At 48.1% G+C, this 20,246-nt stretch carries 18 protein-coding genes; 2 read left to right on the forward strand and 16 right to left on the reverse strand.

Going from position 1 to position 20,246, the window contains the following annotated elements:
- Nucleotides 1-113: 113 nt before the first annotated feature.
- From msrB to KZ483_RS16755, 3 genes are all read right to left on the reverse strand, one after another.
- A complete protein-coding gene (gene msrB, locus KZ483_RS16745) occupies nucleotides 114-1,076 on the reverse strand; it encodes a peptide-methionine (R)-S-oxide reductase MsrB (RefSeq protein WP_220348604.1) in 963 nt (320 codons plus the stop codon).
- Between the two features lie 51 nt (nucleotides 1,077-1,127).
- Nucleotides 1,128-1,685 carry an NUDIX hydrolase gene (locus tag KZ483_RS16750; protein ID WP_220348606.1) on the reverse strand — a complete coding sequence of 186 codons (558 nt, stop codon included), beginning with the start codon at nucleotides 1,683-1,685 and terminating at the stop codon, nucleotides 1,128-1,130.
- Nucleotides 1,686-1,842: 157 nt separating this feature from the next.
- The gene (locus KZ483_RS16755) at nucleotides 1,843-2,490 is read right to left on the reverse strand and encodes a cell wall hydrolase (protein WP_220348608.1); all 648 of its coding nucleotides are present in this window, start codon (nucleotides 2,488-2,490) and stop codon (nucleotides 1,843-1,845) included.
- 326 nt (nucleotides 2,491-2,816) lie between these two features.
- Between KZ483_RS16755 and xerS the strand changes: the two genes are divergently transcribed.
- Complete coding sequence (gene xerS, locus KZ483_RS16760) at nucleotides 2,817-3,902, forward strand: tyrosine recombinase XerS (protein ID WP_220348610.1); 1,086 nt, start codon at nucleotides 2,817-2,819, stop codon at nucleotides 3,900-3,902.
- Between the two features lie 25 nt (nucleotides 3,903-3,927).
- Here xerS and KZ483_RS16765 read toward each other — a convergent pair whose 3' ends face one another.
- Nucleotides 3,928-4,455: a DinB family protein gene (locus tag KZ483_RS16765; RefSeq protein WP_220348612.1), complete on the reverse strand. Its 528-nt coding sequence runs from the start codon at nucleotides 4,453-4,455 to the stop codon at nucleotides 3,928-3,930.
- Nucleotides 4,456-4,557: 102 nt separating this feature from the next.
- Here KZ483_RS16765 and KZ483_RS16770 point away from each other — a divergent pair, with 102 nt between their 5' ends.
- The gene (locus KZ483_RS16770) at nucleotides 4,558-4,845 is read left to right on the forward strand and encodes a DUF3817 domain-containing protein (protein WP_220348613.1); all 288 of its coding nucleotides are present in this window, start codon (nucleotides 4,558-4,560) and stop codon (nucleotides 4,843-4,845) included.
- Between the two features lie 19 nt (nucleotides 4,846-4,864).
- On the opposite strand, the gene KZ483_RS16775 is transcribed toward KZ483_RS16770, so the two are convergent.
- The 12 genes from KZ483_RS16775 to KZ483_RS16830 form a co-directional block, all read right to left on the reverse strand.
- Complete coding sequence (locus KZ483_RS16775; protein ID WP_220348614.1) at nucleotides 4,865-5,611, reverse strand: SDR family NAD(P)-dependent oxidoreductase; 747 nt, start codon at nucleotides 5,609-5,611, stop codon at nucleotides 4,865-4,867.
- A 25-nt stretch (nucleotides 5,612-5,636) separates the two neighbouring features.
- Nucleotides 5,637-6,896, reverse strand: coding sequence for a competence protein CoiA family protein (locus KZ483_RS16780; RefSeq protein WP_220348615.1), 1,260 nt, complete (start codon nucleotides 6,894-6,896; stop codon nucleotides 5,637-5,639).
- Between the two features lie 48 nt (nucleotides 6,897-6,944).
- Entirely contained in the window at nucleotides 6,945-7,985 is a 1,041-nt protein-coding gene (locus KZ483_RS16785) for a LacI family DNA-binding transcriptional regulator (RefSeq protein WP_220348616.1), read from the reverse strand.
- Between the two features lie 175 nt (nucleotides 7,986-8,160).
- Nucleotides 8,161-9,756 carry an extracellular solute-binding protein gene (locus KZ483_RS16790; RefSeq protein WP_220348617.1) on the reverse strand — a complete coding sequence of 532 codons (1,596 nt, stop codon included), beginning with the start codon at nucleotides 9,754-9,756 and terminating at the stop codon, nucleotides 8,161-8,163.
- 234 nt (nucleotides 9,757-9,990) lie between these two features.
- Nucleotides 9,991-11,430: a glycosyl hydrolase family 28 protein gene (locus KZ483_RS16795; RefSeq protein WP_220348618.1), complete on the reverse strand. Its 1,440-nt coding sequence runs from the start codon at nucleotides 11,428-11,430 to the stop codon at nucleotides 9,991-9,993.
- 99 nt (nucleotides 11,431-11,529) lie between these two features.
- Entirely contained in the window at nucleotides 11,530-13,113 is a 1,584-nt protein-coding gene (locus KZ483_RS16800; protein ID WP_309568590.1) for an extracellular solute-binding protein, read from the reverse strand.
- A gap of 97 nt (nucleotides 13,114-13,210) precedes the next feature.
- Complete coding sequence (locus tag KZ483_RS16805) at nucleotides 13,211-14,074, reverse strand: carbohydrate ABC transporter permease (protein ID WP_258881293.1); 864 nt, start codon at nucleotides 14,072-14,074, stop codon at nucleotides 13,211-13,213.
- A gap of 26 nt (nucleotides 14,075-14,100) precedes the next feature.
- Nucleotides 14,101-15,075, reverse strand: coding sequence for an ABC transporter permease (locus KZ483_RS16810; RefSeq protein ID WP_220348620.1), 975 nt, complete (start codon nucleotides 15,073-15,075; stop codon nucleotides 14,101-14,103).
- A 205-nt stretch (nucleotides 15,076-15,280) separates the two neighbouring features.
- Nucleotides 15,281-17,491 (reverse strand): helix-turn-helix domain-containing protein, encoded by a 2,211-nt coding sequence (locus tag KZ483_RS16815; protein ID WP_220348622.1) that lies wholly within the window; start codon nucleotides 17,489-17,491, stop codon nucleotides 15,281-15,283.
- A gap of 313 nt (nucleotides 17,492-17,804) precedes the next feature.
- The gene (locus KZ483_RS16820; RefSeq protein ID WP_258881294.1) at nucleotides 17,805-19,460 is read right to left on the reverse strand and encodes a GMC oxidoreductase; all 1,656 of its coding nucleotides are present in this window, start codon (nucleotides 19,458-19,460) and stop codon (nucleotides 17,805-17,807) included.
- 95 nt (nucleotides 19,461-19,555) lie between these two features.
- Nucleotides 19,556-19,891 carry a cyclase family protein gene (locus KZ483_RS16825; protein ID WP_220348624.1) on the reverse strand — a complete coding sequence of 112 codons (336 nt, stop codon included), beginning with the start codon at nucleotides 19,889-19,891 and terminating at the stop codon, nucleotides 19,556-19,558.
- Complete coding sequence (locus KZ483_RS16830; RefSeq protein WP_220348626.1) at nucleotides 19,892-20,122, reverse strand: ATP-binding cassette domain-containing protein; 231 nt, start codon at nucleotides 20,120-20,122, stop codon at nucleotides 19,892-19,894.
- Between the last annotated feature and the right edge of the window lie 124 nt (nucleotides 20,123-20,246).

Below are 20,246 nucleotides of genomic sequence, written 5' to 3' on the forward strand. Positions count from 1 at the left end.
GATTATTATTTACAGAATATACGAAGATTACCAACGATGCAAATTGACCTGGTGTGGAAACAAAGAAGACCGGATGCCGCTGATTAAGCTTATGCTCCGGTCATCATGTCTATTTATTTCCGAAATAAGGCTGCGTATTCAGCATATCCTTCTTTCTCCAAATTTTCCTTGGGAATAAACCGCAGTGCCGCGGAATTTATGCAGTATCGCAGGCCGTGCGGCCCGGGGCCGTCATTAAATACGTGTCCGAGGTGAGAGTCGGCTTTACCGCTGCGCACTTCCGTCCTGATCATGCCGTGGCTTTGATCCAGATGCTCTTTAACCTCATTGTCGTTCAACGGTTTCGTGAAACTGGGCCAACCGCAGCCCGAATCAAATTTATCGAGGGAGCTGAATAGGGCCTCGCCGGAAACGATGTCCACATAAATGCCTTCGCCCTTATGATCCCAGTATTCGTTCCTGAACGGCGGCTCCGTGGCATTATTCTGAGTTACTTCGTATTGAATCGGAGTGAGCCTTTCTTTCAGTTCCTTCTCATCCTTGCGGTATGTCCAATGTTCGTCGATAAATGCGTCTCTTCCTGAGCCCTTGCGGTACATTTTATATCTCAGCGGCTGCTTCTTGTAATAATCCTGATGATATTCCTCGGCCGGATAGAAAGCGCCTGCCGGTACGATTTCCGTAACGATCGGCTTACCGAACCTTCCGCTCTCCTGCAGGTCGCGTTTCGACTGCTCCGCTAAAATGCGCTGTTCTTCGGAGTGGTAGAAGATCGCTGTCCGGTATGAGGAGCCTTTGTCATGAAACTGGCCCTCGGGATCGGTCGGATCGATTTGCTGCCAATATAACTCCAATAACCGCTGGTAGCTCATAATGCCCGGATTGAACTGAATTTGAACCGCTTCGGCATGCCCGGTCGTTTCGGAGCAAACCTCTTCATACGTCGGATTCTCCGTGCGCCCGCCCGTGTATCCGGAGGTCACTTTAATGATTCCGGGCATCTGATCAAACGGCGTTACCATACACCAGAAGCATCCTCCAGCAAAAGTAGCCAACTCAACTTTTGATTCCGTCATAGCCATACCTCCATCTCGGTCTTATTATCATCAAATCATGAATCGTTTCATTTAAATACGGAATAAACCGTACCCGGCCAGAGGAACTATCGGCTGCTCATCGACCATCAATCCATCCGCCTCCGACTTCAGCGCGACGTCCACAAGCCACTGTGTAAAGCCGGCGACTTCCATTGATTCCATTTCCCCCAGACTGAAAAATCCGGCTCCGTCGACTTCATAACCGTCAGGGGTCGGTTCCCCGCCGATATATTCCATCGCAAACGCGATATAAACATTATGTATCGTGCGCGGCTGATCCCGGATTGCCACCACTCCCTTAATCGCCGCATCGATGCCCGATTCCTCAAGGACTTCTCTTCTAACCGTTTCATGCATCATTTCATGCTGTTCTAAATAGCCGCCGGGGTTCGTCCATTTTCCTTTCCCCGGTTCCTGGGCTCTGCGGACGAGCAGGATTTTCCCGTCCTTAACGACAAGGGCGCCGACACCTACGCTGTAATTACCCCAATGAACGAAGCTGCAAGCGGTGCATGCCTTTCTAGTGGTTCCGTCCATATCCCGCAGCTCTAATGCCGAGCCGCACGACATACAATATTTTGCTTCCATCACTGTCACCTTATTTGTCAGATGTATAATGCCTTGGTATTCTCACAATCATCATAACGTTGAATGCATGTATTCTCAAGTATCAAGTGTGCCTTGCGAGGGAATCCCAAAATAAAAAAATCCGCGGTAAGCGGATTTTGGGATTTTGACAGCCGGTTCAAAGAGTAAATAAATGTCTGCCGATTTTTGTGATTATTTTGCGTGACCGGATCCAATCTGAAGTAGCGGTATCGGGGTTATAGTAGAAGAGAGCTTTGCCTGTCGGATCCCACCCTCTTACTGCGTCTTTCGCCGCTTGATAAGCAGTTTGGTTCGGCAACAGCCAATATTGGCCGTCCGCAACGGCAGTGAACGCATAAGGCTCCATAATAACATCGGTTAATGTTTTCGGAAACAGCGGGGACTGCAGCCGGTTCATTACAACGGCTCCAACCGCGACTTGACCTTTATAAGTTTCCCCTCTCGCTTCACCGTATATAATACGAGCCAGCTTAGTCAATTCCGGCTTGCTGACCGTAACTTTTTTGAGCATTAACCATGTTTGCCGTCCTGCAATCCCATCGGCCGGAAGCCCGTAATCTTTCTGAAAACGCATAACACTGTTCCGGGTCACCATCCCGAAGGACGTATTAAAGGAAGAGTTGAAATAACCGAGCGTCTGAAGCCGGAACTGCAAGTCAGGCACGTCCGGTCCTTTGCTTCCAAAACTCAAGGTGGCGGGAGCTTGCGCAGCGGCATAATTGTTTATGGTGACGGCAGAGAGAATGAACATAAATAGAAAAAGAATCGATAGTCGTCTGTACATGATGGATATATTCCTCCGTATCGTTATCAGATGTTCTGGTGCAGTATACTGTGGTCGATTGTAGCACAATTGGCAGAGCCGGATACGGATTGATAATAAATTTTAATGATCTTAAAAATTTTTCATTTTAGCAGAAAATACCGCTGCTGACGAGATGCTATTCCGGCTTAAAACAACGATGGATACAGGATTTCCCAGTGCGCCGTTACAATGCGCCAACCGGCTGTTCCGCTCCCCGGCACCTCGTCAGTTCGACCTTTGTTTACATTAATAGAAGGCCTGCATTAAAATATAACTATGTAATCCCGCAAAGAGGTGAGAATACGTTGAACGTCATCAAGCTGAAAGACCGCCAGGAGCTCGACCGCAGGACGCCTTCCATGCCCTGGTACGTGGAAAAATTTATCAACTACAAGCTTCCGGATCTCTCCCCGTCCTCCCTGCTCGAATATGTACGGGACTACGAGACGTTTCTCTCTTGGCTGCTTGCAGAAGGGCTGGCTGCGGGACCGACGTTCCGCGATATCACGCTTGAAGAACTCGAGAAGCTGCATATGGACAGCATCGACCATTTCAAAATGTTTCTCGCCACAAGGCAGCAGCTGTCCAACAGCAAGACAACAATCTCGCGCAAGCTTTCCTCGCTTCGGTCGCTCTTCCATTATTTGAGCCAAATCGCCGAGGACGAGCAGTTTTATCCGCTGCTCAAGCGAAACGTGATGGCCAAGGTATCGATCAAGCGGACGCATAAGCCGAAGGACACCGCAGCCAAGCTCGAAGGCAAACTGCTGCAGGAACAGGAAATTGACGAGTTTATCCGATTTATCAATGAGGATTACGGCAGGGATGTCGCTACCAACAAACAAGCGACGTTCGCTTATTTACGGAATCGAATCCGGGATACGTGCATCGTCAGCCTCATTCTCAATTCGGGTCTTCGGGTTTCGGAGGTCGTTAATATGAATGTGGATGATTTGGATATGAAGAAGAAGCTGCTGTATGTGTATCGCAAAGGCAAGAATGACGATACCTTTAAGACCCCGGTTTACTTCCGGCAGGAAGCGATGCGTGATTTGCAGCAGTATGTCTCATTGAGGGATTCCCAATATAAAGCGCCGAAGAGGGAGAAGGCGCTGTTCCTGGCGATCGCCAATGGCAGGAGGGAAGGCTCCCGTATGACGAAACGCGCCATACAGGAGATGGTCATCAAATACGCCAAACGCTTCGGCAAGCCGTACTTGTCGGTACATAAGCTGCGCCACTCGTTCGCAACGGATTATTATTTGCGCAACGACTTATACATGACGCAGGAGCAGCTCGGACATGCCTCGCCGGAAACGACGCAAATCTACGCGCACCTGACGGACAAAACGATGGCAGAAGCAATCGACCGCCAGAAGCGGCAGGAATAGGCAGCGGGGCGCAAGCCGCGGGAAATCAACTTAAATCCGGCGATAGATACTTCTGTTTGATCACCGCCAAGTGATGCAGTTCGTGACCTGCAATGACGTAAGCGGCGGCGCGGGCAGTGAGCGGCTTCCCGTACAGCTCGCCCTGCCGCGACCGCGATTCTTCGCTTAAACCGCGCAGCAGCGTTAACGTCGACCGGCGAACGAATGAATAATCGTCAATAAGCTCTTTAAGGGTCAGGCTGTCGAACGAGGCCGCCTGCATAAACTTATCCTGATCGTAGCTCTGAAACACGATCGCATCGCCGCGGGCAATGCGGAGCATCCGATAGGCCCAGACCCGCTCATTATCTATGATATGGCCCAGAACCTGCTTCAGGCTCCATTTGCCGGCTGCATACCTGTAGCTTGACTGCTCATCGGATATTTCTCCTGACAAAGCGACCATCTCCTCGAGCTGGGCGGTAAGCAGTTCTTCTATATTGCCCTTCGGTACAAGGCGGACATAGGTGTCGAAATAAGGGGCGTACTCATCTAAAGCGGGTCTTCTCATCATATTTTTCCTCCCGACTGGCGATAACTTCATAATTTTGCAGAACTTTGTCCAAGCGTCAACATTCTTTGGCGGTACTTTAATAATTCTGGAGGTTATTCAATCATGATCAATTCCGTTATCGGACGATTAAGACTCATAGGAAATGCGGAAGGCATTTCTTACATTGTACTGCTCGGCATCGCGATGCCTCTCAAATACTGGGCCGATGTGCCTGAGGCCGTTAAGATCGTCGGTGCGCTTCACGGCTTTCTGTTTATACTGTTTTTGCTGGCTCTGGTTCACGTTTGGATCGTACGCAAATGGCCGATCTTCCATGTGTTCTTGGCGTTTCTATCCGCCTTTATCCCGTTCGGCACCTTTGTGCTGGACAAAAAGCTCCGCAAAGGGTGATTGGCGGTAAAATACGCGTTTATGGCTCATAAATCATTTTGCGCGTCATGCCGCCGTCCACAATCATATTCGTACCGGTCACAAAGCCGTTGTCCGGCGACGTCAAATACATGCATGCGCCGACCACGTCGCCGGGATGTCCTACACGGCCCGACGGATGCTGTTCATGATCGATTGGACGCAGCTTCCCGTAATCTCCGGTCTCTATCCATCCGGGACTGATGCAGTTAACAGTGATGTTGTCGGGCCCGAGCGATATGGCAAGCGCATGCGTTATTGCTACCAGACCGCCCTTGGAAGCGGCATAAGCTTCCCCGAACGGCTCAGACATCGCGGCCCGGGTGGACGCAATATTGACAATCCGCCCGCCTCCGCGCGTCTTCATCCGTTTGGCTGCCTCGCGGGCGCATAGGAAGGCTCCCCGCAAATTGACGCTCAGCACATCGTCCCACTCTTCGACCGACAGCTCGTAAGGAGATTTCCAAACGCCGAAACCGGCATTATTGATCAAAATACCGATGGTGCCGTGTTGGCGCTCCACACTGTGAAAAAGTTCATCGATCTGCTCCGGACGCTTCAAATCGGCTGCTATGAAACTTGCCGCACCGCCTGCCTTGACGATCTGCTCCACTAGCGGCGAGCCCTCCGGCAGCTCCTTATCGGTCAACACGACCTTAGCGCCCGCCTCCGCATAGGCTTTGGCCAAATGGCTGCCGATACCGCCGGCCGCTCCGGTGACAATCACTACTTTCCCTTCGTATATCATCTCATCACCCCTTCAGTAAGACCGATTATTCGCCTAGGAGCGGGTAGCTCATATTGCGAAGCAAGCTCCATGCCGCACGGTAGCAATCCTCCGCATCGTCAGCTCCGCCCATTACGCGGGCCACGCAAACCTCCGCACGTGCCAGGTTGTTCTCAAGCCCCGGGTAATCGGGGCGCCGAGGCGACTGCTTGCACCTTTCGAGCAGCGACAGCAGCTTGGAAGCATCGGCGGCAGGGATAGCGGGGGCGGCGATCGCAGCCCCGCTGACGGGATTCACGGAGCGGCGTATTTCCTGCCGCTCCTTAAGTCCCGGCTTGTGCGCTTCTTTCTGCACGGCCGCTTCCTCCTCCCGAGCCATGAGCAGCTCCTGCTTCAGCCGTCCGCAGTAACGGCTTATCGCAGATTGCTCGCCGGGTTTAAACAGCTTAAGCATACGCTCGCCGGTCTCCGTGAGCAGCGATTCATCGGCAGCCAGCAGCTCCGGGAGTGCCAGCTCGCTTGGTTCGAACAGCAGCCTGCCCCACCGGTCGCCGCTGAGCTGGAAGCGGGTAAGAACCGCCTGGGCCTTCGGCACGTCCAAATAAACAATGCTGTGAACCGGACCCGGCAGTGGCATAGGCAGATCGGAAATTGCATGCCTCCAGCGCTCGTCGTACGGGTTGGCCGGCAGCCGCATCTCCAGCTCGGACTGATTATAAGAGATGTATGCCGATTCGGTTACCGCCAGCCATGCGCGGTCAAGCAGAAACAACGGCTTAAAGCCGTTCGCCCGGTAACTCGAGAGCCTGCTGCGCAGCCTCCTTCGGTACAGGGAGTCGCCACGCAGCGCGACAATGTAATCAAGCGCCCATTTCTCGCCGTTATCGAACGTCAGCAGAAAATCGGGAACGTGCCGAAGTTCTTTTTTATGCAAATAGCCTTCTTCTGCTGTATAGTGTTCCCCGTGCCTTTCCGACAGCGCCTCCCGCAGAAGTTCCATGCCGTCTGCATGCTTGCGTACCAGCTCGGCCGCCCGCTCCCGTCCAGCGTTATAGGCTGCGTAATTCTTCTCGCCCGTGCACGATTCGATATCATAATGGCGAAAGATAGCCTTGTCCTCATACAAGACCATGACAACCCGCTGACCGCAGCAGGCGCATGTAAAAGCTCCTTTCTCACGCGAATAGATACGGTATTTCGCTTCGAGATGTTCGCGCGCCGCTTCCGGTGTCAGCCCCAGGCGCAGCATATTCCCTCTCTCGCGTTCGATATACACGACTCCGTCATGTAGAAAAGCAGCCTCCACCCGACCTTCCTCCTCCGCTGATCTTATAAGCGACATTATAATGTGACGCTAAGTTAACGGCGATGGCTGGTTAATTTCCGCCTTTACACGGGCGGGACCGGATACAGAAGCTCTGGACACAAGCTCGGGGAGCATGACGATTCGCTGCTTGATTGAATCTTCCTCCTGTATGCTGCGAATGATCAGATCTACCACCAGCCGGCCCATTTCCCGAATCGGCTGGGCGACCGTAGTAAGCGGCGGATCGATAATCTCGGCCAGGAGCGTATTATCGAAGCCCACGATCGACAAATCGCCGGGAATCGACAATCCCCGTTCACGCGCAGCTTTGATGACGGCCGCCCCGAACAAATCATTGCACGCGAAGATCGCCGTCATCTCGGGATGCGCGTCGATTAATTCCCCCGCCGCTTCCCTGGCGCTTTGCACATCGAAATCAATGATTTTGATAAGCTCCGGGTTATGCGGTATCCCGGCACTCTCGAGCGCATTCAAGTAACCGCGTGTCCGCTCCTTACTGCTCATGACAATCAGGTCCTCGGTGATAATACCGATCTGCCGGTGCCCGAAATCAATGAGATGATTGGTTGCCAAGCTGCCTCCAATGAAATCGTCGACCAGCACCGTATCAATGGTGAGCGTCGGAATATCGCGTGCAATAAGCGCCATCGGAAGCGATTTTTGCAGTTCCTTGATCATACCGCCGTTCTGCACGCCCGTTGCAAGTATAATACCGTCGACGCTTTTCTGTTGGAACAACGAAATGTTCAACTCTTCCCGCTCGAGCGTATTGTCCGTGCTGCAAATCATGACGCTGAATCCCATCTTGTGTGCATGATCTTCTACATTTCGGGCAATTTCCGCGAAGAACGGATTCGCCAGATCGGGCAAAAGCAGCCCTAGCGTGTAGGTCTGCTTCCCCGTGAGAGCTGATGCGACCACACTAGGCTTGTAATTAAGCTCGTCCATGATGCGAAGAACCTTTGTTCTTGTTTCTTTGCTGATGCGCCCCTTCCGGTTGATCACTTTCGATACGGTTGCAATCGACACTCCCGCTTGTTTGGCAACATCGTATATTGTAGCTTTCATATTGTCCCAGCCTTCTGTTCTATATCTTTATTGTCTATTATACATAAAAGCCGGTTAATATGGTTATGGTTCATGGGGTCGTGTTCGACAAAAATAAAGAGCCTGAACATAACTGCCCAGGCTCGTGAAACGTCATTATCGATTGGACTGAATTAACGTAAGCGACAGGACGGTTTTAGTGAGGATGACTTCTTTGCCGCTCCTCGTACACCTTATTTACTTCTTCCGTTATAATCTTTCCGCCTGAATTCAGCCACCGCGACACAAAATCGTCAAAGCCTTTATCAGTGTCCTTCTCCCCGGTAATGGCGCCGATATAATATTGGTCCTGAAGCGATTTTAAGGCCGGCTCGAACTTCGTTCTGGACACCACTACCGCCGGTCCCAGTGCGTCGGTCAGCGTCTTCACGCCGCCGGTAGTATTATTCTTGAAATCAAGCGCTTCTTTGGACAAGTCATGCTTCATCATAGAAGCGACTTTTCCTGCAAAAGGATTATAGAAACCGCCCGCGCCTACTTCCTCACCGCGTTTGCCATTAGAGACAAAGGCCGGCTTAAGTACGGCCAGATCCCCTTGGAGATCGTAGTGAACACCTTTCTGGCCATAATAAGTAGTCAAATACCCTTCGTCGGTGCTCGATATAAATTCCAGCATCTGCAAAATCTTTATCCGCTTCTTGTCATCCTTCTCCAGCTGAACGCCGAACATCAGAGGAGCCTGGAGTGCACCGAGGGACATGGTATATGAGTCTCCATTCGGTCCGGTCACCGGTTTCCCGACTACCATTTTCACACCTTTATCAATTGCCTCCTTTCCATAATAACCACTATCATACAACTGATGCCACATCCCGGTGTCAAACATTCCGTTTCGGCCATGAATGAAGTCATCCAAAATCTTGCTGCTGTCGGATGTAACAAATTCCGGATCGATAATACCCTTCTTATACCATTTATTCAGCAGCTTCAACGTCTGCCGCGTATTCTCCGTTATACCCGAGTATACCAGTTTACCGCCTTCGCCTTTCATATACTGATATGGTGCCACCCCGAAGGCCGCAAAGATCGAGTTGAACATCTGAGGCGTGTAATCCTTGGCCCTGCCCGTAATGCCGTACGTATCATTCTTCCCGTCGCCGTCAGGGTCATTATATACGAATTTAGTGAGCACATCCTCGAGTTCGGCCAACGTCTTCGGTGGTTCGTTATAACCGATGGCATTCAGCCACGATTCATTGTAAGCCGGCAAAAATCCTGTCTTCCCGTTATACCACATCCGCGGAACTCCCCAATTTTTCCCATCATATTTGCCGCTGTCCCAGGCTGTTGGGGCTACCCCTTCCACATCTTTCGTATAATTCGGCATATATTTCATTATTTCTTCTGCGGAAATGCTGGCGATTATGCCTTGATCCGCCCAATTAACCATATCGTTTTCTTCGGCGTCGCCGGGAAAGATGTCCGGTATTTGGCCTGAGGCAAGCATAACGCTGAATTTCTCTCTCCAGTTGCCACGAACCAGCTTAACATTTTTAATTTTGACATTAAATTTTTGTTCCAGATACTTTTGGACGAAATTTCCGTCTTCATCCGGATTATCGAAGTTATTCGCAATCGTGATTTCGATCGGTTCCTCCTGCTTCGCCGGATTCCCTAATGCATCCGCCGACTCGTGAGTATTTTCGCTCCCTTTACTGCACCCGTTCCCAATAAGCGATACCGACAAGACAAGGCTTGTCATACCAAGTAAAATCTTCTTTCTCTTTATCAATTCTACTTCCTCCCCCACTGCTTCCATGATGCCGACAAATAGTGTAAGCGCTATCAAAGTCTGCCTGTAACCCGCAACCTACTCTAACAGCGTCAGTTAGTTTGTGCGAAGAGACTCCGGCCTTTTTGAATAGTATAACATGAATAATAGTCACAAAAAATACGGTACTAACCAAATACACAGTTAGATACCGCATCCTTATTTTATATCGATTCATTCACTCTGCTCAATATTTTATTCGCTCAAATAAATACCACTGGCGAATTCATTCAAAACAAAGTGATCAATGTGAAGGTCGAGAAGCACCTCGCCGTTAACCCGAACATTAATAAATTGAACATCTTTAACAACCCGTTCCTCATTGTATCCAAATATACGCGAAGGATTAGTGTTTTTGCCGTTATAAACGATATTGCTGAACACAATATTCTCAATTCGTCTGCCAGGCACCGGATTATATTTTTCATTCCACACCACACGGACATCAAAGAGCTGGCCCAGCTCAAAATCCTCCACCCGTATATCATTAAAGGTAATATTGCGGGCCGTATTATTGTCGCCTGCGCATATCGCCATCACACCCCAATAATTTTCCTGAGGTTCATGATGCTCAAGCACATCGATATTATCAAAGTGAATATTTTCTACGGTATCCCCATCTCCCAGATGGTCACCATGTGTGCCAATATGCATCGCGTGGGCGACATCCGCCCAAAAAATTGAATTTCTTACAGTGATATTGCGTGAATCCCCATAATATTCACCGCGGCTCCCGTAAATCGCAATACAATCATCCGAGGTTCTCAGAAAAACATCTTCAATTTCCACGTCCGAGCAAGCCATCATATCAATCCCGTCACACCAGCCGCGCGTACTGAATGATTTAAAGTTATGGATACGAATATGCTCGGATTGTCCGAGATAAATGCTGTAATGCGGAGGATCGAGCGAAATAATGCCTTCTACTTCAATGTTGTTTGAGAATGAGATTTGTACGGCTCTTAAATAAGTGGTTTTTTCCATATCTGACATGTATAGAACGCCCCTGCCGCGTATCACAACATTTTCTGCGCGCTTACAGATTAAGGAAGCATATAGAATGGCGCCTCCGGCAACATAAACCGTAGTCCCTGATGGGATATGAAACATGGGATCATCAAAAAGATGAATACCAGGCAAGAAATAAATGGTTCTATTGTCTCCATTACCCGTTTCCGTTAATTGCTGCACTTTCTCTGCCAAATAGCTCGGCGAGTGGCTTCCAGGCCTCACGGCAATCACATTTGCATCGTCCGGCCCCGGAGGCGACTTCTCTATCGGACCCGCGAAAAGATGTAAATTGCTGAATCGTTCGCCGTTAATTTCAATGGACAGCTTGCATGGCCGATCGAGCACGAATGTTATGACATTCGTCTCTGTTTGAAACTTTATATTCGTTGATAATGGGCGAATGACCGCTTGCTCGATATTCTGCTTATTCGAAACGATACAGACCTCGACCGTTCCTTCCATATCAAAATAAGCCATTGATGCCGCCCGGACATCATGCATGTCCACCTTTGCTTCAAAAATAAAAAGTGGCTGCCACTCCCCGCCAGATATACGAACGCTCACGGAAAAATCGTTCTTCCCAATTGCCCCGTCAGGCTGTTCGTAAACAATTAATTTGCTCATATGCATCCTCCATTTAAGTAGCGATAGCTTAACAGCACTAAGACTGGAGCATACTAATGCTCCAGCCTACATGCGTACTATTATTAGCAGAAATGATTACTATTTACGCTCCGCCAAGACCTTGGCTACCTCGTCGGTTACTGCTTGACCGCCGGCACCCAGCCAGCTTGCCTTGAAGCTGTCAAAGTCCTTGTCGGTATTTGCATCACCGGTAATCGCCTTGATCAGATACGTATCCTGCACTGTTTTCAGGTTTGCCCAGTTCTGCGCTTTGGTTGGCAATACCGCTTCACCCAATATATCTAACATAGGTGTAACTCCTGCACTGAGCTTCTCTTTCAATTGCAATAATTCAGGCTTTAACGTATGTTTTTGCATCGATACATCTGTAGAGCTTAACGGGTTGTAGAAGTTCCCCGCTCCAAACTTTGGCGCAGCGAATTCTTCGCCCGTTTTAGGGACAGCCAAATCCCCCTGCATTTCATAGCTTACACCCTTTTCACCGAAGCCCGTCAGCAGATAGCCTTCAGAATTCGTTGATACATACTCCAAAATTTCCATAATCTTTTGACGTTTCTTTTCGTCCTTTTCCAATTGAGCGCCTAATAAGAGGGGAGCCTGTCTTGCGCCATATGCGAACGCATAGGCTTTACCGTCTGGTGCTGTGAACGGCTTTCCTGGCAAGAATACTTGGCCCTTCTCAAGTCCAGGCTTTGTTACAAAGCCCGATTCTTTGTCGAAATTGCCCCACTTCCCATTATCAACCATACCGATTTTCTGGTTGGCGAATTTAATATTAATTTCATTATTATCGCTCGTAATAAATTCCGGATCGATTAGGCCGGATTTATACCACTTGTTCAAAAGTTTCAGTGCAGAGCGTGTCTCTTCTGTAACGCCGCCATAAACAACATTGCCTGCCGCATCCTTTTTGAACTGATAAGGTGATACACCATATGCCGAGAAGATTGAAGTGAATAGCTGCTCCGTAAGCTTGCCGCGGCCGGTTAAGCCATAAGTATCCTTCTTCCCGTTCTTATCCGGATCTTCATTAACGAATTTAGTCAGCACGTCCTCAAGCTCTTCAAGCGTCTTAGGGGGCTCTGTGTAGCCGATGTTTTTAAGCCATGCCTCGTTGTAGCCTGGAATAAATCCGTCCAAGCCGCCCGGCCAAACTTTCGGAATACCCCAGTTTTTACCATTGTATAGACCAACGCCCCATGCACCGGAATCCACCGAATTCAAAGCTGCTGTAAAATTCGGCATATAGGTTTCAATTTCTTTAGGATCAATACTCGCAATGATGCCTTGATCTGCCCACGTCACCATATCGGTAACGTTTGCATCAATCGGGAAAATATCAGGAATGTCGCCGGAGGCAAGCAGCACGGTAAATTTCTCTTTCCAAGTGCCGCGCTCCAATTTTACATTTTTGATTTTCACATTGAATTTTTTCTCAAGCTCGGTCTGAACATAGTTGCCATCCTTCTCAGGGGTATTAAAGTTATTTGCCCAAGTGATCTCTAGCGGTGCCTCAGTGGCAGACGCACCCGAGCCGTTTGCCGGCTTTGGCTCGTTTGTACCTGTGTTTCCCCCGTTATTGCCGCTGCAGCCGCTCATGACTAGCGATACGGATAAAGCAATCGCCGCCAGACCTAACCATTTCCTTCTTGTGTACTTCATCTTCTTTTACTTCCTCCCTTTTCTAGTGCCAAATATATATTTAGACAGTTCGCGGATACAGTGTATCGCGACCCTGTTTAAACCGATTAACTGCAGCCTACCCTTTAAGCGACCCTACCATGATTCCTTTAACGAAGTAACGCTGAAGAAACGGGTAAACCAATAATATTGGAAGTGCGGTGAACATAATGACCGCGGCTTTGACCATCTCCGGGGCCATTTCGTTGGAAGGGACAGGCAGCATCGGGTCTCCTTCAGACGTAATAACGAGCCGTCTCAAGAAGAGCTGAAGAACAATCTTCGATTGATCCTGCATGTACAGCATCGCATCGAACCAGGCATTCCAGTGGCCAACTGCAGTCCACAGTGCGAGAGTCGCCAGCACCGGCTTGGATAACGGCATAATGATCGTGAAGAGTATACGCAAATCGTTGGCTCCATCGATTTTCGCCGAATCCTCCAATTCCTCCGGTATACCCATGAAGAAGTTGCGAAGGAGCAGAAGATTGAACGTGCTGAGAAGACCAGGGATGACATATACCCATAGAGAATTAATGAGTCCAAGTGATTTGATCAGCAGATAGGTAGGTATAAGCCCGCCGCCGAAAAACATCGTAACGACAATAAACATCGTAAAAAAAGTACGGTGAGGAAGATATTTGCGGGATAGCGGATAAGCGCCGAGCGAAAGGAATATGAGCGTCAGACCCGTTCCGACAACCGTCCGAAAGACAGTGTTACCCATCGTTTGCCATACCGTCTCTGTTGTCAGAACGCGCTTCCAGGCATTGAAGGAAATTTCTTGTGGATAGAAATGAACACCCGGCCGCAGTGCCTCTGCAGGTGTGCTTAGAGATATGGAGAGCACGTGCAGAAAGGGATACAGCATCGTTACGGAAAGAACGACAACGAATATAATTAGAAATACTTGAAATAATTTCTCGCCAGAAGATAATTTCAATTCCGGTCACTCCTTTCATGCAGCAATTAGTACAGGCCTTCCTGGCCAATTTTTTTCGTAATATAATTTGCGAATAGAACCAGCATAAGTCCGACCACATTTTTGAATAATCCAACTGCCGTGGTCAAGCTGAACTGGAAATTTTGCAAGCCTATTCGGTAGACATACGTATCGAGCGTGTCCGCCACCCCATACACGGCAGGTGAATACAGCGTCAAGATTTGGTCAAACCCTGCATCCAGAACGCTGCCTACTCTCAGTATGAGGAGAATCGCAATAACAGGAAGAATAGATGGAAGGGTAATATACAGCGTTTGCTTCCAACGGTTAGCACCGTCCAAGACAGCGGCTTCGTACATTTGAGTATCTATGCTCGTCAAAGCTGCCAGATAAATAACCGTGCCCCAGCCTATTTCCTTCCATATAGCCGACATGACGAGCGTAAATCGGAAATACTTGTCACTCCCGAGAAAATAAATCGGATCAAAACCAAGTGCTTGAATAATATAGTTGACCACACCAGTATTTGGGGACAATAACGTGATCAAAATCCCTCCGATAACGATCCATGATAAGAAATGGGGCAGATACGATATCGTTTGCGCGAATTTCTTGAACAAAGAAAACCGAAGCTCATTAAACAAAAGGGCCAATATAATAGGTGCAGGAAAGCCAAATATAATATGATAAAAGCTTATAATAATTGTGTTTTTCATAATTTTCCAAAAATCCGGTGAAGCTGTGAACAAATATTCGAAATGCTTGAAACCTACCCACGGGCTTCCCCAAATTCCCTCACGGATGTAATAATCCTTGAATGCCAGTTGAATACCATACATCGGGCCATAGGCAAATACGGTATACCAAATTAATACGGGGGCTAATAATAAGAATAAATACTTATTCTTCTTGTATTCTCGCCAAATCAATGTCCGCCTTGAGACTTTAGTTTCAATGGCTTCACTTTGTTTGTGAATACCAGCAGAGCTTCCCGGGTTCATAATTTTCTTCTCCTTCCAATCCAAAAGTTATTATTTAAGGCATCGGTATCGTGCCTTGTTTGTGTCTTTTACACTACAAAACTGAAAGCGCTTTTTCTATTGCAATATCATTTAATTTCGTAAAAAATCTTTCAATACGGCTTATAAATTCTTTAATGAATACAAAAAAACAGCCCATAAGGGCTGCTTTAGAAGGAATATTCGGTTATTCGCTTACCGGGACAGCTGTATTTTTTGTATTCCGGTATTGAACAGGAGTGATCCCGAATCGGGCTTTAAACTTATTATGGAAATACTGCGGGTTTCGATAGCCGACCAGGGACGCTATTTCGGCTACGGCCATACGGGGGTCATCAATCAGCAAGCCGGCGGCTTTGTCCAGACGGGCACGGGTAACATATTCGGTAAAAGATTCTTTCATGACTTCGCCGAACAGTGTCGAAATATAAGCCGGCGCGAGTGACGCTTCTTCAGAAAGAATATTGAGAGAAAGATCTTCGTGCAAATGCTCGTCGATATAGGCCTTCAATTTCAAAATAACGTCGGCATGCGCATGATTGCCCGATTCCTGTACATATACGGCGATTCTGCCGGACAAGCTTCGAATCGACTCTATCGTTTCGTTCAAGGTGTCTTTCTTCAGCTCGTCAAACAGATTGGACGGAGGAACGAGCTTCTGCAGCTCCAGTTCAATAACGACCTGATAAATTGTGGAAACCAGTTGAAGCAGAGCCAATTCGACCGCTTCGAGCTGTTGGTTCCGTTCCTCCAGAGTGGCGGCGAAATCGTCGATAAAGCGATTCGCTCCGTTTATATTCCCCGCCTTCAACGCATTCTTGTACTGATCGTAAGAAAACAAATAAGGCGACGGTTTAAACAATGAAATTTTCGAGTGCAGAACTATGGCATCCGAGCCATACAAGAAGCGATAACGATATGCTTGCTGCGCCAATTGATAAGAAATCGGGATTTCCTCCGGCGATTGAACCAATGCTCCGATCGCCGCTCCGAATTCAATCTCCCCCCGCATTTCTGCTTGTACCCGAAACAAATTATCGGCAGCCGTCTCATCCTCAGGCTTGCCGCGTGAATCAAAAAAATAGATAATAGCCGCTTCCTTCGAATTCAAACATATGAGCTCGTAACGCACCGGATGATTGAACTGCTCGTAACGATGCTTAAACCTCTCGCTGACGCCTTCAATGAGACGAATATGCGCAACCAGATAGCGGCAGTCCTTCGGCAAACCATCCATATGCTCCAGGTCAAGGCCGGCTCCAAGAACAAGATTTTTCATCTCGTTGGTCTTCGCCAACGATTCCAGAGTCACGATTTTTTGTCCCATAAAATTCAGGGCATTGCCAATGATCGTATATTCATTCGTTAAGTTGGTCTGGTTCGGCTGATACAAACTGCGGATATGGAGCACCAGCTTTTTCATCGGGATATAGAATCGTTTCGATATCAAATATGAAATCAGCAGGCCAAGCAGAAGCACCAAGCTGCAGCCTATAATTATTTTCGTCTTGAATTGGCCGGAGGATAGTACAAACGAATTCATCGGACGAATGATCGCATAGGTCCAGCCATTTCCGGACTTCGATCCGTCGAGATAAGATACAACGACTTTCCCCCGCTTGTCGTCATTAATCTCCTTCACGGTTTGCCCGGACCCGATCGTAGTCTGAAGAATTCGTATATCGTCCGGATTCGCTTGCTCAGTGTTAACAATCAAATTCCCTTTCGCATCGAATATATATAAACTTTCGAGCGGGGAACTCATGATCTTGGCCGCCGATTCCTTGATGTAAGCCATATCAACATCGACAAACAGGTATCCTTTGGTCTCCGCGCTGGAAGAATCATATGGGAGTTTAACGACATATGACATCACCTGCTTCCCGTCGGCAAGCGTTCTGATCAACCACCGCTTCGGAACCGTTTTATCCAGATTGCTGATGAAAGCTGCGTCTTTCGAGTTACCCGGCTGTATATAAAAGTAATTATGATCCACGACAAAATTTCTCTTGGAAAAATAGACGGTTATATTGTAAGCGCCCTCATTCGTCAGATTCAACTGCTCAAGATCTTGTCGAAAGGAAGTGATGCGGTCGAAATTCCCTTGCCATCCTTCGTCCAGCAAGAAGTTAAGATTAGAATTGTTTTGAAAGAATATGGTAGATAGCGCCTTGTTCTGCAGATTGTCCTCGAATCTTCTCAGCAGCGTCTGCTCTATATAGTCTTTTGCGGTAACGAGCCTGTTCCGGCTGTCCCTGGAGATTTCGTCGACCATCAATCTTTGGGCCTGAGTATACAGGTAGCCTCCGGCTATTCCTGTTATTACAATGACTAAGATTGTGTATGATAATATGAGACGGATAAAAAAGGTGTTTCTGTACTTGGGCAGCACTCTCATTAATAATCCACCTTCCTGTCTCTACAACTGTCTATGGATAATTCTATTGTAAACGTTATCTTTTTGTCTGGGAAGGACGGTTCTAATACCCGGATTTACATACTCACAGATAACAGTAACAAAATATACTCGCTTCATCCACTGCAAAATCATTCAATTTATTCAACTTTCTTTAATAAAATCATATAAATCAAGTATTGATTAACAAGTCCTTAAAGGATATTCTCTTTTCAGCATTGGAAAAAAGACTATCTCGGTTCAACCGGTAGGATAGCCTGTGTTCCATCTCAGTACGCTGTGAAATGCTGATATATTATAGCTGCGATAGTCTCGCGGCTATGAAATCCGCAGTGCGTATGGCAAGAGCAATGGTCGTCAAAGTCGGGTTGGAGGCACCCATGGGAGGGAGAACGCTATTATCGGCAACGAATAATCCCGCCGCTCCATACACCTCGCCGTATCTGTTCGTTCCCCCTTCGCTGCTTTCGGCACTCATCCGGCAAGTTCCGGACACATGATTATCCAGCCCGGGAGGCAACAAACAAATCTCAGATTTTCCATCCGATGAAATCAGGGGCGCTTTAATGATCTCAGAAACTTGTTTAACCGTATGCGCTGCTTGGCGAATTATTTCCCGATCCCTTTCACTGTAAGAGAAATTGATTTGTATTTCCGGGACACCGTATTCATCCCGGCAATTCGGATTCAAATACACTTGATTTTCAAATCGCGATTCCACAATGCCAAAACCCTCAAAACGAACCCTTAATTCCATATTTACAGGTTTTTCCTCATAGCTGTACCAGAAATAGTCTCCGGGACCATAGAGTTGAATTTGGAAAGGTTGTTCGTCCGTCTGAGGGATCAAGATACCCAGCGTCCCTAATTCCTCTGGAAAATCACCCCTGTTTAAAACGCCATGCGCCATTATAAAAGAATGGTTGGTAAGAAAGTGACCGATTGCTCTTCCCTCGATGCCTGAATGCAGCAGCAGCTGAGGAGTTTCAAGAGCGCCTGCCGATACCACAACATTTCTGGATTTAAGAAAAAACGACTTTTTTTCCGGGTTCATCACTTGTACGCCGGCAACTTTTCCATTGTCGCAGAGCACCTTCACTGCACGGGCGTTTACAGCCAAATCAAAAGGTCTGCGATTTAAAGAAAAAGCGAATAAATTCATGGCACTGTAAAAGACGTTGGAATGAATTCGTCCATATTTGGTTTGTTGCAGATCAACTGCCAGGGGAAAACCCGCCGATTCGGTAAACCCTCCCGTGCGAAGCCGGTGCACCAGTACTTCGGTAAGTGACGAGCCTTTGGTGTATTCCCGGGAAACGTTCATAACCTCCTCGGCGATATTGTAGTAATGACTCATCTCTTTCAAGGTGACCGGCCATTTTCTGATTACAGATTCATGCATTCGAGGTGAGACGCCGGACCAAAACAACGTCCTTCCACCAAGCGCATGAAGAAGGGTTGCTGCCGGAAAATCAGGAATTCTCAAGCCGATCGGTATCGAAATCTTCGGATTTGCGAATAATTTTCTGGCTCGCTCCATATCGAGCGTCGGGATGTTCTGTGCATGCATGGGCAATAACAGATCGCCCGCTTCTACAATTCCGATCCGTTTGCCACTCGCTTTGAGCTGATCGCACAGCCTCCAGAGAACGGCGCTGCCCCCCGCACCGGTTCCGACAATCAGTACGTCATAGTCAGTTTTCTCCATCTGTTCAAGCGGGGTAAGCGGAATCCATTGATCCAAATATCCTGTTACGGGAGCAGGCGGGCAAGTAAGCGGAATATTCATCCCTGGTACGGCTATGGATGGAAGTCTTACCGGCCTGCCGCCAATGATCTGGTCGGGGCCTTCAATGGCAGGATTCAGCGCCAGGAGTTCCGCGACTTCGATCTGATTTTGATTCGCGATTTTTTGGAGAGTATAACCATCGTTCGCGATGCATATTCTCACGGGTTCACTTCCTTTCGTACTACTGCGTTGCAGCACGTCCGCCCCTTTAATTCCGCAAAAAGATTCAAATACATATATATGGCTGCTTGCAGGAACTATGTATTATGTTTTTGCGATCCGAAATAAAGAACCCATGAGTTAGGTAATTTCTCAGCCGCAACAGCGGATGGCAGATCCATCCCAATGGCGCGAAGCGTTTCAAATTCCATTAAATATTCGCCGGCCGAAGCGGCAAAGCCCGGGTTGCGGTTACCGAAGCTAATCGGATCCGAAACGCGTAGTTCGCCGAATCCCGTCCGAATGATCAGTAAATCCGTACCGGTGATATGTTCGGCAAAAGGCGCGAGGTCGGATTTTTCAATTAACTCATCGTCTTTCTTGGGTATATCGAGAATTTTCACTTGCGTAAATATAAAGCTGTCTATAGACATTTAATAGAGACTTTTACCCCGGGTCGGATCGTCAAGCAGAAGAATTTTGGGACTGGTCGACAACCATTTTCCAAGCACAACCTTTTGTTGATTCCCACCGCTTAGGCTGCTAACGGGGCGGTTCACATCTTTTGCTTTTATGACAAGCTTGGAGACCATATTATTGGTAAGCTGATTGCGCTTGATATCGGATATCCAGCCGAGATTAGAAATTCGTTTCCAAACAGCCATTGCCAGGTTATCTTCGATGGGAAGTGAAAGGTGCAAGGCTCGTCCCTTCCGGTCTGCCGGTGAATAGGCAATAGCTTCGTTTGACCGTGTCCCTGAAGCCCGGCAACGCCGCAAATTTCTCCAG

The sequence above is a fragment of the Paenibacillus sp. sptzw28 genome (genome assembly GCF_019550795.1).
GTDB lineage: Bacteria > Bacillota > Bacilli > Paenibacillales > Paenibacillaceae > Paenibacillus_Z.

Bases quoted from the DNA above. Each gene is read 5' to 3' on its own strand.
- msrB (WP_220348604.1), bottom strand. From the start codon at position 1,076: ATGACGGAATCAAAAGTTGAGTTGGCTACTTTTGCTGGAGGATGCTTC.
- KZ483_RS16750 (WP_220348606.1), bottom strand. From the start codon at position 1,685: ATGGAAGCAAAATATTGTATGTCGTGCGGCTCGGCATTAGAGCTGCGG.
- KZ483_RS16755 (WP_220348608.1), bottom strand. From the start codon at position 2,490: ATGTACAGACGACTATCGATTCTTTTTCTATTTATGTTCATTCTCTCT.
- KZ483_RS16765 (WP_220348612.1), bottom strand. From the start codon at position 4,455: ATGATGAGAAGACCCGCTTTAGATGAGTACGCCCCTTATTTCGACACC.
- KZ483_RS16770 (WP_220348613.1), top strand. From the start codon at position 4,558: ATGATCAATTCCGTTATCGGACGATTAAGACTCATAGGAAATGCGGAA.
- KZ483_RS16775 (WP_220348614.1), bottom strand. From the start codon at position 5,611: ATGATATACGAAGGGAAAGTAGTGATTGTCACCGGAGCGGCCGGCGGT.
- KZ483_RS16785 (WP_220348616.1), bottom strand. From the start codon at position 7,985: ATGAAAGCTACAATATACGATGTTGCCAAACAAGCGGGAGTGTCGATT.
- KZ483_RS16795 (WP_220348618.1), bottom strand. From the start codon at position 11,430: ATGAGCAAATTAATTGTTTACGAACAGCCTGACGGGGCAATTGGGAAG.
- KZ483_RS16800 (WP_309568590.1), bottom strand. From the start codon at position 13,113: ATGAAGTACACAAGAAGGAAATGGTTAGGTCTGGCGGCGATTGCTTTA.
- KZ483_RS16810 (WP_220348620.1), bottom strand. From the start codon at position 15,075: ATGAACCCGGGAAGCTCTGCTGGTATTCACAAACAAAGTGAAGCCATT.
- KZ483_RS16815 (WP_220348622.1), bottom strand. From the start codon at position 17,491: ATGAGAGTGCTGCCCAAGTACAGAAACACCTTTTTTATCCGTCTCATA.
- KZ483_RS16825 (WP_220348624.1), bottom strand. From the start codon at position 19,891: ATGTCTATAGACAGCTTTATATTTACGCAAGTGAAAATTCTCGATATA.
- KZ483_RS16830 (WP_220348626.1), bottom strand. From the start codon at position 20,122: ATGGCTGTTTGGAAACGAATTTCTAATCTCGGCTGGATATCCGATATC.